Below are 14,496 nucleotides of genomic sequence, written 5' to 3'. Positions count from 1 at the left end.
AGTCGGCCCCTAGCTCTCCGCCAGCAGTTCGTCCGCGTCCATGATCCGGTAGGCGTACCCCTGCTCGGCCAGGAACCGCTGGCGGTGCGCGGCGAAGTCCTGGTCGATGGTGTCGCGGGCGACCACCGAGTAGAAGTGCGCCTGGTGGCCGTCCGCCTTCGGGCGCAGCACCCGCCCCAGGCGCTGGGCCTCCTCCTGCCGCGAGCCGAAGGTGCCCGACACCTGGATGGCGACCGTGGCCTCCGGCAGGTCGATCGAGAAGTTCGCCACCTTCGACACCACCAGCACGCTGATCTCGCCCTGCCGGAACGCGTCGAACAGCTTCTCGCGCTGGGCGTTGGACGTCTCGCCCTTGATCACCGGCGCGCCCAGGTGCTCGCCCAGCTCGTCGAGCTGGTCGATGTACTGGCCGATGACGAGGACCTGCTGTCCGGCGAAGCGGCGCACGATCGCCTCGGTCACCTTCCGCTTGGTGGCGGTCGTCGCGCAGAACCGGTACTTCTCCTCGGCCTCGGCGGTCGCGTAGGCGAGCCGCTCGGAGTCGGTGAGGTTGACGCGGACCTCCACGCAATCGGCGGGCGCGATGTACCCCTGCGCCTCGATCTCCTTCCACGGCGCGTCGAACCGCTTCGGCCCGATCAGCGAGAACACGTCGGACTCCCGGCCGTCCTCGCGCACCAGGGTGGCGGTCAGCCCCAGCCGGCGCCGGGCCTGGAGGTCGGCGGTGAACTTGAAGACCGGTGCGGGCAGCAGGTGCACCTCGTCGTAGACGATCAGGCCCCAGTCGCGGGAGTCGAACAGCTCCAGGTGCGGGTAGACGCCCTTCCGCCGGGTCGTCAGGACCTGGTACGTGGCGATGGTGACGGGCCGGATCTCCTTCCGCGTCCCGCTGTACTCGCCGATCTCGTCCTCGGTCAGCGTGGTCCGCTTCACCAGCTCGTGCTTCCACTGCCGGGCGGAGACGGTGTTGGTGACGAGGATGAGGGTGGTCGAGGCGGCCTGCGCCATGGCGCCCGCGCCGACCAGCGTCTTGCCGGCGCCGCACGGCAGCACCACGACGCCGGAGCCGCCGTGCCAGAAGTTCTCCACGGCCTGGTGCTGGTACGGCCGCAGCGCCCAGCCGTCCTCGCGCAGCGCGATCGGGTGGGCCTCGCCGTCGACGTACCCGGCGAGGTCCTCGGCGGGCCAGCCCAGCTTGAGCAGCGTCTGCTTGATCTGCCCGCGCTCGGAGGGGTGCACGGCGACGGTGTCCGGGTCGATGCGGGCGCCGACCAGCGGGGCGATCCGCTTGGAGCGCAGCACCTCCTCCAGCACCGGCCGGTCGGTGGTGGTGAGCACCAGCCCGTGCGCGGGGTGCTTGCTCAGGGTGAGGCGGCCGTAGCGGTCCATCGTCTCGGCGATGTCGACCAGCAGGGCGTGCGGCACCGGGTACCGGCTGAACTGCACGAGGGCGTCCACGACCTGCTCGGCGTCGTGGCCGGCGGCCCGCGCGTTCCACAGGCCGAGCGGGGTCACCCGGTAGGTGTGGATGTGCTCCGGGGCCCGCTCCAGCTCGGCGAACGGCGCGATGGCACGGCGGCAGTCGTCGGCCTGCTCGTGGTCGACCTCCAGGAGCAGGGTCTTGTCGGACTGGACGATGAGTGGACCGTTCACGCGCGGAACCTTTCCGTCAGGCCAGGGGACGCGGCCAAACGTCCAGTGTGCCACTCGGCGCCGCACGGGCCCCGGTCACGGCCGGACGCCCTCCCGGGCAACCCCGGGCCGCCCCCGGCTGTCTTGACCGGCACAGCGGCGCGTGCGCGCCGCCCGGAGGGGAGGCGCGGGATGGCGGCGGGCAGGTGGGTGACCGGTGTGGCGGCCACGGGGGTGCTGGTGGCGACCGGGGCGTGGGTGCGGTGGCCGGCGGGCGTGGACGGGCCCCTGTGGGAGGAGGTCCGCCCGGTGATCGAGGCGCGCCTCGCGGCGCAGGCCCAGGGCACCGGGTACGGGTCGGCGCGGCCCGAGCTGGGGGCGCGCTGGTTCTGCCGGGCGCGGGCCCTGGACCTCGACGAGCGGGGCGGCCTGGTCCGGGCGGGCGTCGCCACGCTCTGCGTGGAGTACGGGGCGCGCGACGGCGCCCTGGTCGAGTGCGGCGCGGACGCGGTCCCGCAGGAGGTCCGGCTGCGGCGCGGCCCGGACGGCGGCTACCGGGTCGTCTCCCGCGAGGAGGCCCCGGACGGCGCGGGCTCCGCCGCCTGGCGCCGCGACCACTTCGGCCTCCTCACCGACCCCGACCGTCCGGACCCCGCGGCGCAGGCCGCCCTGGAGACGGCGGCCCGCTCCCACTTCGGCCTCCCGGCCGACGCCCACGTCGCGGAGTGCTGAGCGGGGCCCGGCCGGGGCCCGGCGCCGTCAGTCGTCCGCCAGTTCCGCCACCCCCGTGATGCGGTGCAGGGGGTACGTGCGCACCTCGTCCGCCGTGTGGTCGTACGCCGTGACGAAGCCGCCCTCGACGCGGACCGGGGCGATGACGCGCTGGCTGGCGGCGCCGTCGGCGTTGACGTAGCCGATCCACAGGGCCTCGCCGGTGAGGACGGCGGCCTGCACCGTGGCGAGGGTCTCCGCGGGTGACGTGCGGGGCAGCTCGCCGGGGGCCGGCGGGGTGCCCGGGGTCTTGCGGGGCGCCGTCGAGGCCAGGTCGCCCGCCCGGATCGCGCGGACCGCGGCGGCCAGCAGCGTGGCGTCGGGGACGGGCGGGCCCTCGGGGACCGGCTCGGGGGGTGTGCGCGGCGGGGTGCGCCGGGCGTCGGCGCGGGTGATCACCACGTCGCCCTCGGCGGACTCGGCGGCGGGCGCGTACCCGAGGGCGCGCAGCCCCTCCAGCAGCGCCGCCGGGTCGGCCTGCGCGGCCAGCACGGTCGGCGCGAGCCGGCGCAGGCGCAGGGCGGTGGAGCGCTTGTCGGCGAGGATCTCGTTCAGCACGGCGTCGTCGTCGCAGCGCACGTACGCCGAGGCCGCGCCCACCCGCAGGTGCCCGTGCCGGCGGGCCACGTCGTCGATCAGGTAGGCCAGCGGCTGCGGCACCGGGGTGCGGGAGTGGGCGGCGAGGAAGGCGTGCAGGTCGGAGGCGCTGCGGCCGGCGTCCAGGGCGCGGCGCACCGAGGCGGGCGTGAAGCGGTAGACCGTCGCGCCGCCCTTGGACTCGACGTCGGCGAGGACGTCCAGGACGTCGGCGAGCGGCCGCTGGAGCGGGCCGGGGGCCACCGCCGTCAGGTCGGCCTGGAGCAGCACGTGGTCCAGCGGCTCGGGCAGCAGCGGGGCGAGCCGCCGGGCCGCGGCGGCGCGGGCGGCGGCCCGGGCCTGCGGATCGGCGGGCCCCGACGGCACGGACCCGGCGGCGGGGGCGCCGGCCGGCGCGGCCCGGTGGTGGACCGGCAGCTTGTCGCCCGGGGTGTCGGGGACGTCCGGGGAGCCCTGGGTCCGCGCGGCGTCGTCCGCCGCGTGCGGCTCCGGCGCCCCGAGCAGGGCCCGCCCGTGCGAGGACAGCGCGCCGCGGCCGGTGACGCCGAGCAGCTCGGCCTCCTGGAGCGTCCAGCGGGCCAGCCGGGACCGCAGGTCGTCCTCCTGCTGCGGCCCGCGCAGCGGACGCTCCCAGCGCAGCCGCGCCAGCACCGATTCCGGGTCGGGGGAGGTGCCCGCGGGCAGCGCGGCCAGCAGCGCCAGCACCCGGCGGCGCACCTCGGGGGCCACCGAGCGGTCCAGGCCCGGGCCCAGCGCGGCCAGCGTGCGGTCCTTGGCGTCCCGGCCGCCGACCAGCCCGGCCGTGCGGGTCGCCGCCAGCCAGGCCCCGGCCAGGTCCGCCCACCGGTCGGCCGCGGGACGCTCCCGCCACTCGTCGTGGGCGGGGGTGGCGGCGTAGCGCTCGTCGGCCTCGCCGTCGGAGGCGATCAGGCCGGCCGCGTACGCCAGCTCGACCCAGAACGCGGCGACCGGCTCGGACACGTCCAGCGCGACGGCCGTGCGCTTGAGGTCGCGCACGCTCAGACCACCCGCCCGCAGGACCGCGGGGCCGCCCTCGTCCCAGTCCTTCAGCAGCTCCTCGACGGTCGCCAGCGCGGTGTACGCCTGGCCCGCCGCCGTCGCGTCCACGACCTGGGGAGAACCCTGCCGTGTCCCGGTCGGCCCGGCCGGCTCGACCGGCGGCGGCACGGGTTCCGTCTCCCGGTGCGCGCGCCCGCCGCGCAGGTGCAGGGCGACCTCGCGGGGCAGCACCACGGTGCCCGGCGCCGTCGGCAGCAGCAGCCCCCGGTCCAGCAGCCAGCGCAGGTGGGTCGCGGGATCGGCGGTGACCTGCCCGTACGGCGGCCCCCACACCAGCCGGGACAGCACCTCGCGGGCCTCGGCCGGGGCCTGGCCGAGCAGCTTCGCCATCCGCTCGCGGTCGGTGAACAGCGCGGTCAGCGCGGCCGCCGCCGATACCGCGTCGTGCGTGGACGGCAGCCCGGCCGCCGCCACCAGCTCCTGGATGCGGCCCGGCGACATGCCCGCCGTGGCCTCCTGCACGGTCGGGCCGAGGCCGGTCGGCGAGGGGTGCTGCGGGGACGGCGACAGCAGCTCGCGGGCCGTGCGCACCAGGCGCAGCCGGTCGTCGCCGCCCCACACCAGCGCCTGCTCGCGCAGGGTCCTCACGGCGCGCGGGAGGGCGGCGGCCACCGTCGCGTCGCCGTCGTCGCCGGTCATCAGGCCGAGCAGCTCGTCGTACGACGCCGGGTCCCCGGCCACGGCCAGCGCCTCGGCGGTCTGCAGCGCGAACCGGTCCAGCCGCTCCAGCGCCCGCACCACCGAGGCGCGGGTGCCCGCGCGGGTGGCGAGCTGCGTCAGGTCGGTCGGCACCGGCGTGATGAGGTCCGGACGGGCGCGCAGGAGTGCCGCCAGGGAGGCGTCGTCCCGGGCCCGGAGCGCCTCCGCGAGGGACCGCGGGGCCGCCGTCCGGCCGTCCGGCTTCTCGTCGCTGCTCATCCGCTCAACGGTAGCGGGTGGCGGCCCGCCCTCACCGCCCCCGCGCCCCGGCCCGCCGGGCGAACGGGACGTTTCCCAGGTGACCCGCGGATGAACTTCAGTGGGACGGTGCCGACAACCCTGGCGATGCCGGGCACCCCCTGGCCACCCTGGGCTCCCCGCCGACTTCGGTACGGGGCGCAGGAGTTCGGGGGAACCGGGGAGACGCGGTGAATGATCGGGCCGAGCAGTGGATAGCGATCCTGAGCCTGGCGTTCCCGGTGCTGGCGTTCCTCTGGGAGTTCGCCGTCGTCGGCCGCAAACGGCTCGGCTACCGGGTGCAGATGGACACCCTCGCCGCGGACGCGGCCGGCAAGCCGTACGCCGACGTGCTCGGGGACATGCGGCACGACGGCCACCAGCTCAAGGACCCCTCGTTCGTGCTGCTGCGCATCGAGAACGCCGGCTCGGCCAAGATCGTGTCCGAGGACTACCTGGCCGACCCGGTGGACCCGTACGGCATCAAGGTCACCTTCCGGGACCGCCGGGTCGCGGCGGTGGTCCTCACCGACCCGAGCCGGGACGAGGTGCGCGACTTCTTCTTCGAGGACGTCGCCGAGAACGACACCACCGTCCGCACCGTCGCCAAGCCCGGCTTCCGCCGCGACAACAACGAGGCCGAACGCACCGGTGTCGTACGGCTGCCCAAGGTGACCCTGTTGCGGGGCGCCGAGTACAAGGTGCTCGTCGTGCTGGAGCGCTGGCCCGAGGACCAGGGCACCGGGCCCTTCCCCGACCCGGTCGTGCGGGGCGCCGACGGGCAGGACCGCTGGTACGACCCGGCGGTGCGGTTCTTCCGGCTGAAGGCGACCAGGACCGAGAGCCACGTGTTCGCCTCCCGGCCGGCCTGGTGGGTCATCTGCGTCCTCGCGGCCGCCGTGACCGTGCAGGCGTGCTTCACGCTGTTCCTGAGCGGCGAGCGCCGCCCGCCGCTGGACTGTGTCGGCGGCACCCTGCACCTGCACGGCTCGACGGCGTTCGCGCCCGCCGTGCGGGCCGCCGCGGAGGACTACCTCAGGCGGTGCGAGGGCGCCGGGGCGTCCATCCCGCTGGCGAGCGACACCTTCAAGGGCAGCACCGACGGCGTCACCGACCTCGACCAGGCCGGCAAGGACGCCGGGGTGGAGGTCGGCGAGGGCCTCGGCGACCACCTGGCCTTCACCGACGGCCTCGCCGCCGACGGCCACCCCCGGCTCCTTCCCCGGCCCGTGGCCTTCTCGGTGTTCGCGCTCGTCGCCAACAAGGACGCGGGCGTGCAGAACCTGACCCTGGCCCAGGTCCGCGCCGTCTTCGCCGGCCGGGTGCACAACTGGGCCGAGGTCGGCGGCAACGACGTGCCCGTCCACGTCGTCAACCGCGATCCCGGCTCGGGCAGCCGCAGCACGCTCGTCACCAAGGTCCTGGGCGGCCACGAGCCCCCGCAGTTCACCGTGACCGACTGCGCCGCCCTCGACCCGCGGCGCTACGGCCGCTGCGAGGTCTCCAGCACGGACACCATGCTCAACCGGGCCGCCTCGAGGCCCGGCGCGATCGGCTACAGCGAGGCCGCCGGCGTGGACGGACACGAGGGCGCCGCCCGGCTCGTCAAGCTCACCATCGACGGCCGCAGGCCCACGGCGGAGGGCGTGGAGGACACCCACTACCCGTACTGGCAGACCGAGTTCGCCTACACCTACGGCGACGCCCCGGCCGGCTCCGTCGCGGCGGCCTTCCTCACCTTCCTCACCCAGCAGAGCGGCCGGGACGTCCTGCGCGAGCACGGCCACGGACTGTGCTCCGAGGCGCACGACGCGGGGGAGTGCCGCCCGGTCTGACCGGCACCGTGCACCCCGCGCTGCGCTACCGTCGTCCCGTCCGGGTATCGGCCCACCCACGCCGGAGGGGAACTGCGTTGGGGATCGAGAGCGACCAGGTCGTCTACGAGTACCTGAGCCGCGTCGGCGACGTGGCGCAGCAGCGGCAGTTGTCGTCGGCCACGCGCATGCGGCTTGTGTCGGACCTGCGCAACGAGATCGACCGGAGCCGGGCGAGGGCGACCGTGGACTCCCCGGCCGCGGTCCGCCGCATCATCGCCCGCCTCGGCAGCCCCGACGACGTCGTCACCGCGGCGGCCGAGGGCGGCGGCCCGGCCGTGCCGGAACCCCCGCGCCCGGCGGTCCCGGTGCAGCGCGACCCCGCCTCGGAGCAGGCACCGAGGCTCCGGAAGACCCCGAAGGCGGCCCCGCGGACCGGTCCGGCCCCGGCGGACGGGACCCCCGACGAACCCGTACGGCCGGACCGGCCCAAGGGGTTCCGCCGCGTCGTCCCCCGCCCGCGCCCCGCGGGCCCCGCGCCCGCCGCCCCGTCCGACGTGCCGTCCCCGCCCCACCGCGCCGGCACCCACGAACTCGGCGACACCGCCTCCGCGCCGGACTGGTGGCGGCGCGGCCCCTTCGGCCCGGCGGGACTGGACGACCACGTGCCGGGTTTCGTCGGCGGGGTGGAGATCCCGGACCTGCTCAAGCCGCCGCCCCGCAAGGAGGCGGAGCAGGCAGCGGAGTCGGCGGAGGCGGCGGAGTCCCGGCCCGGGCCGGCGGCGGAGCAGCCCGCCGCGCAGGAACCGGCCGTGCGGACCCGGCGCCGGCTGCTGCCCCTGCCCGCCCGCCGCTGGAGCAACCCGCTGCTGCTGCTCGGCGCGCTGTGCCTGGTCGCCGGCGCGGTGCTCGGCAACTGGTTCGCCCTGCTGCTCGGCTGGCTCATCGCCTACGCTTCGCGCCGCCTGACCGACACCGAGACGAAGATCGCGGTCATCTGGCTGCCGGCCACCGCGGTCGCCGCGGGGCTGGCCTGGCTGTGGGGCCGCGGCGAGGGCCGCTGGGGCACCCCCATCGCCGACGGCCACCTGAACGAGGCGGTCGCCGAGACCTGGCCCTGGGTGGTCCGGGGCGCGGCCGTGGCCTCGGCCCTGTTCCTGGCCTGGCGCTCCCAACGCCGCACGTGACCGCCCGAGTCGGCCTCCCCCTCGGGGTGGGTGCGCCGACCCGCACGCCCCTCCCCGCCCCGTGACCCCCACCGCACCGGGGACAATGGCGGGCATGGTCTCCCCCTCCGCGTCCCCCTCGCCCTCCGCCTCTCCGTCCTCGTCCTCGTCCCCGTCCGCGCCCACCGTCGGGTTCGACCTCGACATGACGCTGATCGACTCCCGGCCCGGGATCCGTGCCTGTTACCTGGCGCTGGCCGAGCGGACCGGGACGTTCATCGACGCCGACCTGGCGGTGACCCGGCTCGGGCCGCCGCTCGTGGACGAGCTGGGCAACTGGTTCCCGGCGGACCGGGTGGACGCCATGGCCGACCTGTACCGGGAGATGTACCCGGCGTACGCCGTCGCGGCCACCCCCGCGCTGCCCGGCGCCCGCGAGGCGATCGACGCCGTGCGCGCGGCCGGCGGGCGGGCGCTCGTCGTCACCGCCAAGTACGAGCCGAACGCCAAGCTGCACCTGGCGCACCTGGGCATCGAGCCGGACGCGGTCGTGGGCGACCTGTGGGCCGAGCAGAAGGCCGAAGCGCTGCGCGAGCACGGCGCGAGCATCTACGTCGGCGACCACCTCGGCGACATCCGCGGCGCCCGCGCGGCCGGCGCGCTGTCGGTCACCGTGGCGACCGGGCCGTACGACGAGGCGGCGCTGCGCGCGGCGGGGGCCGACGTGGTCCTCGCGGACCTCACCCGGTTCCCGGAGTGGCTAGCGGAACACCGCCGCGACGGCCACGGCGGAAACTCCCCGGCCACCGGTTACCGCGAGGCGCCCCGCGCCTGACGGCGGCCCGCCGCGATCGCGCGCAGCACTCCCGCGGCCGCGATCAGGAAGCCGACGCCCATGAGCATGCTCAATCCGAACATGTACGTCGGAAAAGGCCGCGAACCGAAGAACAGCGGGGCCACCGTGACGAGAGTGGCCACGGCACCGGCGAAGAACACGAGGACACCGGCGCGGATCAGTCGGTCACCGGGCCCGGCGGAATTCGTTTGGGTTTTGTCACGCACCGGACCAGGGTAGTTCCCAGCGCGAAGGAACAACCGGGCGACGTCTTGTCACCCGCCCCCAGACCATTAGCCTTGGTACCTCGCGGGTCGAGGGAGACCCGCCGCAGTGCTGTCAAAAGCCGTTTTTCGATGCAGTTTTCCGACGAGTACGAGGACGAGGGACAGACGTGCCCACCGGCAAGGTCAAGTGGTTCAACAGCGAGAAGGGCTTCGGCTTTCTCTCCCGTGACGACGGCGGTGACGTCTTCGTCCATTCCTCGGTCCTCCCCGCCGGCGTGGAGGCACTGAAGCCGGGACAGCGCGTGGAGTTCGGCGTCGTCGCCGGGCAACGCGGCGACCAGGCCCTTTCGGTGACCATCCTCGACCCGACCCCGTCGGTCGCGGCGGCCCAGCGCAAGAAGCCCGACGAGTTGGCCTCCATCGTCCAGGATTTGACGACCCTCCTCGAGAACATCACGCCGATGCTCGAGAAGGGCCGTTATCCCGAGAAGACCTCCGGCAAGAAGATCGCCGGTCTGCTGCGCGCGGTCGCCGACCAACTCGACGTCTGAGGCGCCCCCTTCGAGGGATGCGCACCGTTCAGGGAAAGTCCAGCGCGTCCGGGCCGAGGGGCGGCACCAGTCCCTCGGCCGCCGCGCGCGTGAGCAGCCCGCGGACCGCCGCGTGCCCGTCGTCGCCCAGCTCGGCGGTGAACTCGTTGACGTACAGCCCGATGTGCTGGTCGGCGACGGCCGGGTCCATCTCCTGGGCGTGCTCCATGACGTAGGGCCGGGACGCCGCGGGGTCGTCCCAGGCGGCCCGGACCGAGGCGCGCACCGCGTCGGCGAGCCGGGTCAGGGCGTCCGCGCCCAGCGACCGCTTGGCGATGATCGCGCCGAGCGGGATCGGCAGCCCGGTGGTGTCCTCCCAGTACTCGCCCAGGTCGGCGAGCCGGTGCAGCCCGTAGTTCTGGTACGTGAAGCGCGCCTCGTGGATCACCAGGCCCGCGTCGACCTTCCCGTCCCGCACGGCCGGCATGATCTCGTGGAACGGCATGACGACGATCTCGCCGACCCCGCCGGGCACGGTGTCCGCCGCCCACAGCCGGAACAGCAGGTACGCCGTCGACCGCTCCGAGGGCACGGCGACGGTCCGGCCCGCCAGCCCCGCACCGCCGGCGGTCCCCGCCTCCCGGGTCAGCACCAGCGGCCCGCAGCCCCGGCCCAGCGCGCCCCCGCAGGGCAGCAGGGCGTACTCGCCGAGGACGTAGGGCAGCACGGCGTACGACACCTTCAGCACGTCGAACTCGCCGCGCTCGGCCATGCCGTTGGTGACGTCGATGTCGGCGAACGTCACGTCCAGCGCGGGCGCGCCGGGGATGCGGCCGTGGGCGAGGGCGTCGAAGACGAAGGTGTCGTTCGGGCAGGGGGAGTAGGCGATCCGCAGCGGGTCACCGGTCGTCGTCATGGTGTCTCCAACTCTCCAGGACGGGCACGAGCTTCCCGAAGCCCTCGGTCAGGGCCGCGAGGGCGTCGGCGATGCGCCAGGCGGCGCGGTCGCGCGGTCCCACGGGGTTGGAGACCGCGCGGACCTCCAGCACGGGCACGCCGTGCAGGGCGGCCGCCTCGGCGACGCCGAAGCCCTCCATGGCCTCGGCGAGCGCGTCCGGGTGGCGGGCGCGCAGGGCGGCGGCCCGGTGGGCGGTGCCGGTGACGGTGGACACGGTCAGCACGGTGCCGGCGCGTGCCCCCGTGGCGGCCGCGGCCTGCCGCACCAGCGCGGCGGGCGGGCGGTGGGTGACGGTCCCGAAGCCGAGCTCGGTGACCGGGAGGAAGCCGTCGGCGGTCTCGGCGCCCAGATCGGCGACGGTGATCGCGTCGGCGACCACGAGCGAGCCGACCGGGGCGGCGGGCAGGAAGCCGCCGCCGATCCCGGCGCTGACGACGAGGTCGTACGGGGTGCCGTCACGGGCGGCACCGGCGAGCGCGGTGGCGGTCGCCGCGGCGGCGAGGGCGGAGCCCACCCCGGCGGCCACCGGATCCACGACGAGGCCGCCCGGCGCACCGCTCGCGGCGCGCACGGCGTCCAGCGCCGCGGCCACCGCGTCCCGCTCCACGGGGACGGCGGTGGCCACCAGGACCCGGTACGGACCGGCCGCGACGATCAGCCTTCCTTCTTCAGCTTGAAGGACCACAGCCCGGTGACGGACTGGCTGTCCTTCTTGCCGTCGGACGCCTTGATGGAGACCAGCGTCGAGTCGCCCTGGGCGCCGTACTGGGCGTTGAAGAAGACGCTGCCCGGGATGGTGCGGTACGTCTTGGTGCTCTCGTCGGTCAGCGGCTGACCGTTCATCAGGATCGTCCAGCGCTTGTCGGCGATGTCGGGGTCGACACCGAAGCGCACGGTCTCGTCGGGGTCCACGGAGATCGACTTGATGTCCGTGTCCTTGAGGCACTTGGCCAGGTCCGCGGCTTTCAGCGTGTCGCCCTCCCCACCGCAGGTGGCGTCGGTGCTGACCGAGGAACGGCCCACGGTGATCGTGGACAGCGGGGTCGGCTTGTCGCAGGCCGACAGGACGAGCAGTCCGGCGGAAACGGCGCCGGCGGCGGCGACGGCGCGGCGGCGTCGCACAGCAGCGGATTGCAGGGTCATGCCCGAAGGCTATCGGGCAGGCCCGGCGGTCCCCCTACGAGGGGTACGGCGTCGCTGTGGGTTACGCCACGCGGGTCCGCGACGCCCCGCCGTGCCGCGCCGAGCTCAGCAGGCCCCGTACGGTCGTCGCCCATCCGAGGGCGAGCACCCCGGCGGCCACGGACAGGCCCAGCGCGCCGTTCAGCGGCATGGCGATGCCGACGGCGCCGCCGAACACCCAGGACATCTGCAGCAGCGTCTCGGAGCGGGCGAACGCCGACGTGCGCACCAGCTCCGGCACGTCCCGCTGGAGCAGCGCGTCCAGGGACAGCTTGGCCAGCGCCTGCGAGAACCCGGCGACCGCGGTGAGGCAGGCCACCAGGAACGCCCCGAAGAACGCCGCCGCCACGACCGCCGCGCCCAGCACCACCGCGACCACCGTCACGATGATCAGCTCGGGGGCCCGGGAGCGCAGCCAGGCCCCCACCGACGTGCCGAGCGCGTTGCCCAGGCCCGCCGCGACCGCCACCGTGCCCAGCGACACGGCCGCGCTCTGCCCGGTCAGCGGGTGCTCGCGCAGCAGGAACGCCAGGAAGAACGTCAGGAAGCCGGACAGCCACCGCAGCGCCGCGTTGGCGCCCAGCGCGTGGGTCACGGCGATCCCGACCGTCCGCAGGCCCGGCCGCTTCGCGGACCGCCGCCGCGGGCCGTGCACGTGCTCCTCGTCCGCGGCGAGCAGGGCGGTGTCCTCCCCCTTGGCCGAGTCGACCTTCCGCGGCAGCGAGAACGACAGGAACATGCCCGCCACGAAGATCGCGAACGCGCCGAACAGCGGCCAGCGCGGCCCGACCGCCTGGAGCCCGGCGCCGATCGGCGCGGCCACGCCGGTGGCGAGCAGCCCGCCCAGGGTGACCCGTGAGTTCGCCTTCACCAGGGAGAACCCCGGTGGCAGCAGCCGGGGCACGACCGCGCTCCTGACCACGCCGTACGCCTTGGAGGCGACCAGCACCCCGAGGGCGGCCGGGTACAGCTCGAGGCTGCCGGTGACCACCGCCCCGGACAGCACCAGCGCCAGCAGGGCGCGGGCCAGCATCGCCGCGGCCATCGCGGCGCGCCGGCCGTGCGGCAGTTTGTCCAGGAGGGGGCCGATGACCGGGGCCAGGAGCGTGAACGGGGCCATGGTGATCGCCAGGTACAGCGCGACCCGGCCGCGGGCCTCGTCGGTCGGGACCGAGAAGAACACGGTGGAGGCGAGGGCGACGGTGATCATGACGTCGCCCGCGCCGTTCACCGCGTGCAGCTCGATCAGCTTGCCGAGGCCCGACTCGCCCGCGCCGTGCGCGTGCGTCGCCTTGCGGATCCCCCGGGCCGTTCCGGTCACGGGGAAGTGCAGGGCACGCCCGACCGCACGGACGGACCCGCCGAACCGGCCCGAACCGCCCCGCCGTACTCCGGCCGTGCCCGGAGGTGTCTTCGCGGCTGCCACGACGTCATAGTGCCCTGAGTCGGGGGGAGGTAGTGCGGTTTGATGCCAAGCGAGTTGCGGGGGCAGGCCCGCCCGGCGGGGGCCCCGACCGGCCCGTGCGGCGCGCCGGACGCCGCGCGGAGCGCCGAAGAATCACCGTCGGTGTAGGCCAAGCGCCCGCGAACAGGTAGCGTGCGTATCTCAGCCATCCCGCACAATGGATGGCACAGGTGCGCCCGAGCGCGATTCGGACGCGGACGTCGACGCGGCCCCCCGGTCCGCTCCGTCCGCCCCACCGCCGGAGGCAACCGCACCCGAGAGACGGCGTAGGAGAGAAGCGATACCTGTGAGCGCAGCGACAACGCGAAGCCGCACCCCCGACCGTCTGTGCGCCGAGGCCGTCGACCTCGCCCGCGCCGCAGCGGAGGAGGCGGCCGCGCCCGGGGTGGTCGGTGCACACGTGGGCACGGTCTCCGAGGGGGACCGCGTCGTCACGCACTTCTTCGAGTGCCGCGAGCTCGGGTACCGCGGCTGGCGCTGGGCGGTGACCGTGGCCCGCGCCTCCCGCGCGAAGGTCGTCACGCTCGACGAGGTGGTGCTGCTGCCCGGCCCGGACGCCGTGCTGGCCCCGGAGTGGGTGCCGTGGAGCGAGCGCCTGCGCCCCGGCGACATGGGCCCGGGGGACCTGCTCCCCACCGACGCGGAGGACCTGCGCCTGGAGCCCGGCTACACGGGCGAGGACGAGCCGCCGCCGAACTCGGCCGTCTCCACGGAGATGGCCGACCTCGCGGAGGCGGAGGACGCCGACGTGACGGCCGGACCGCCGGCCGAGCTGCCCACCGCGCCGCGGCGGGGCTCCATCGCCGCCGTGGCCGAGGAACTGGGCATGCGGCGCGCCCGGGTGCTCTCCCGCTACGGCCTGCACACCGCGGCCGACCGCTGGGAGGAGGCGTTCGGCGCGAAGACGCCCATGGCGCAGGCGGCCCCCGCGGCCTGCCTCAGCTGTGGCTTCCTGGTGCCGGTCGGCGGCTCCCTCGGCCAGGCGTTCGGCGTGTGCGCCAACGAGTTCTCCCCGGCCGACGGCCGCGTGGTCTCCCTGACGTACGGCTGTGGCGGCCACTCCGAGGCCGCGGTGATGCCCAAGCCGCCGCGCCCGGCCGACCCGGTCATCGACGAGACCCGCGTCGACCCCTTCCCGCTGCGCCCCTCCCCGGACTCCGGCTCGGTCCCGGCGACCGCGGACGAGGAGACGGCGGAACTCGGCCACTCCTGAGCCGGGCCGGGAGCCCGGGTCCTGAGCCCGGGACCCAGCCGGGGTCCTGAGCCGGCGGGAACCCCGCCCCCGGGTGGGCGGCGCAGGTCG

Annotated in this window: 13 protein-coding genes; 6 read left to right on the top strand and 7 right to left on the bottom strand. The window is 75.4% G+C overall.

The window, feature by feature from the left end:
* Positions 1 to 9: 9 nt before the first annotated feature.
* Positions 10 to 1,653, bottom strand: a complete 1,644-nt coding sequence (locus AQJ30_RS17105) for a DNA repair helicase XPB (RefSeq protein ID WP_067234367.1) — start codon at positions 1,651 to 1,653, stop codon at positions 10 to 12.
* A gap of 171 nt (positions 1,654 to 1,824) precedes the next feature.
* Between AQJ30_RS17105 and AQJ30_RS17100 the strand changes: the two genes are divergently transcribed.
* On the top strand, positions 1,825 to 2,364 hold the full coding sequence (locus AQJ30_RS17100) for a hypothetical protein (RefSeq protein WP_067234364.1): 540 nt from the start codon (positions 1,825 to 1,827) through the stop codon (positions 2,362 to 2,364).
* A 27-nt stretch (positions 2,365 to 2,391) separates the two neighbouring features.
* Here AQJ30_RS17100 and AQJ30_RS17095 read toward each other — a convergent pair whose 3' ends face one another.
* Entirely contained in the window at positions 2,392 to 4,998 is a 2,607-nt protein-coding gene (locus AQJ30_RS17095; RefSeq protein WP_067234361.1) for a helicase-associated domain-containing protein, read from the bottom strand.
* A gap of 209 nt (positions 4,999 to 5,207) precedes the next feature.
* On the opposite strand from AQJ30_RS17095, the gene AQJ30_RS17090 reads away from it, so the two are divergent.
* From AQJ30_RS17090 to AQJ30_RS17080, 3 genes are all read left to right on the top strand, one after another.
* Positions 5,208 to 6,851, top strand: a complete 1,644-nt coding sequence (locus AQJ30_RS17090) for a substrate-binding domain-containing protein (RefSeq protein ID WP_067234357.1) — start codon at positions 5,208 to 5,210, stop codon at positions 6,849 to 6,851.
* Between the two features lie 77 nt (positions 6,852 to 6,928).
* Positions 6,929 to 8,017, top strand: a complete 1,089-nt coding sequence (locus AQJ30_RS17085) for a hypothetical protein (protein ID WP_067234354.1) — start codon at positions 6,929 to 6,931, stop codon at positions 8,015 to 8,017.
* Between the two features lie 94 nt (positions 8,018 to 8,111).
* Positions 8,112 to 8,831, top strand: coding sequence for an HAD family hydrolase (locus tag AQJ30_RS17080; RefSeq protein WP_067234352.1), 720 nt, complete (start codon positions 8,112 to 8,114; stop codon positions 8,829 to 8,831).
* Here AQJ30_RS17080 and AQJ30_RS17075 read toward each other — a convergent pair.
* Complete coding sequence (locus AQJ30_RS17075) at positions 8,807 to 9,058, bottom strand: hypothetical protein (protein ID WP_067234349.1); 252 nt, start codon at positions 9,056 to 9,058, stop codon at positions 8,807 to 8,809. The genes AQJ30_RS17080 and AQJ30_RS17075 overlap by 25 nt on opposite strands.
* A gap of 167 nt (positions 9,059 to 9,225) precedes the next feature.
* Here AQJ30_RS17075 and AQJ30_RS39825 point away from each other — a divergent pair, with 167 nt between their 5' ends.
* Positions 9,226 to 9,609 (top strand): cold-shock protein, encoded by a 384-nt coding sequence (locus tag AQJ30_RS39825; RefSeq protein WP_067234346.1) that lies wholly within the window; start codon positions 9,226 to 9,228, stop codon positions 9,607 to 9,609.
* Positions 9,610 to 9,637: 28 nt separating this feature from the next.
* Here AQJ30_RS39825 and AQJ30_RS17065 read toward each other — a convergent pair whose 3' ends face one another.
* The 4 genes from AQJ30_RS17065 to AQJ30_RS17050 all read right to left on the bottom strand — a co-directional run bounded on the left by AQJ30_RS17065 (position 9,638) and on the right by AQJ30_RS17050 (position 13,154).
* A complete protein-coding gene (locus tag AQJ30_RS17065; protein WP_067234344.1) occupies positions 9,638 to 10,504 on the bottom strand; it encodes a 1,4-dihydroxy-6-naphtoate synthase in 867 nt (288 codons plus the stop codon).
* Positions 10,488 to 11,231: a futalosine hydrolase gene (locus AQJ30_RS17060; protein ID WP_079084095.1), complete on the bottom strand. Its 744-nt coding sequence runs from the start codon at positions 11,229 to 11,231 to the stop codon at positions 10,488 to 10,490. The genes AQJ30_RS17065 and AQJ30_RS17060 overlap by 17 nt, the downstream gene beginning before the upstream one ends.
* Positions 11,201 to 11,668: a DUF2771 domain-containing protein gene (locus AQJ30_RS17055; RefSeq protein ID WP_067234341.1), complete on the bottom strand. Its 468-nt coding sequence runs from the start codon at positions 11,666 to 11,668 to the stop codon at positions 11,201 to 11,203. The genes AQJ30_RS17060 and AQJ30_RS17055 overlap by 31 nt, the downstream gene beginning before the upstream one ends.
* Before the next feature lie 82 nt (positions 11,669 to 11,750).
* The gene (locus AQJ30_RS17050) at positions 11,751 to 13,154 is read right to left on the bottom strand and encodes an MFS transporter (RefSeq protein WP_079084094.1); all 1,404 of its coding nucleotides are present in this window, start codon (positions 13,152 to 13,154) and stop codon (positions 11,751 to 11,753) included.
* A gap of 325 nt (positions 13,155 to 13,479) precedes the next feature.
* Between AQJ30_RS17050 and AQJ30_RS17045 the strand changes: the two genes are divergently transcribed.
* Complete coding sequence (locus AQJ30_RS17045; protein WP_067234338.1) at positions 13,480 to 14,406, top strand: DUF3027 domain-containing protein; 927 nt, start codon at positions 13,480 to 13,482, stop codon at positions 14,404 to 14,406.
* Positions 14,407 to 14,496 lie beyond the last annotated feature (90 nt).

It is taken from the genome of Streptomyces longwoodensis (assembly GCF_001514125.1).
Lineage (GTDB): Bacteria > Actinomycetota > Actinomycetes > Streptomycetales > Streptomycetaceae > Streptomyces > Streptomyces longwoodensis.
This window is presented reverse-complemented; position numbering and strand designations above follow the sequence as displayed.

Coding starts and splice junctions, on each gene's coding strand:
- AQJ30_RS17100 (WP_067234364.1), top strand. CDS start 1,825: ATGGCGGCGGGCAGGTGGGTGACCGGTGTGGCGGCCACGGGGGTGCTG.
- AQJ30_RS17095 (WP_067234361.1), bottom strand. CDS start 4,998: ATGAGCAGCGACGAGAAGCCGGACGGCCGGACGGCGGCCCCGCGGTCC.
- AQJ30_RS17080 (WP_067234352.1), top strand. CDS start 8,112: ATGGTCTCCCCCTCCGCGTCCCCCTCGCCCTCCGCCTCTCCGTCCTCG.
- AQJ30_RS17065 (WP_067234344.1), bottom strand. CDS start 10,504: ATGACGACGACCGGTGACCCGCTGCGGATCGCCTACTCCCCCTGCCCG.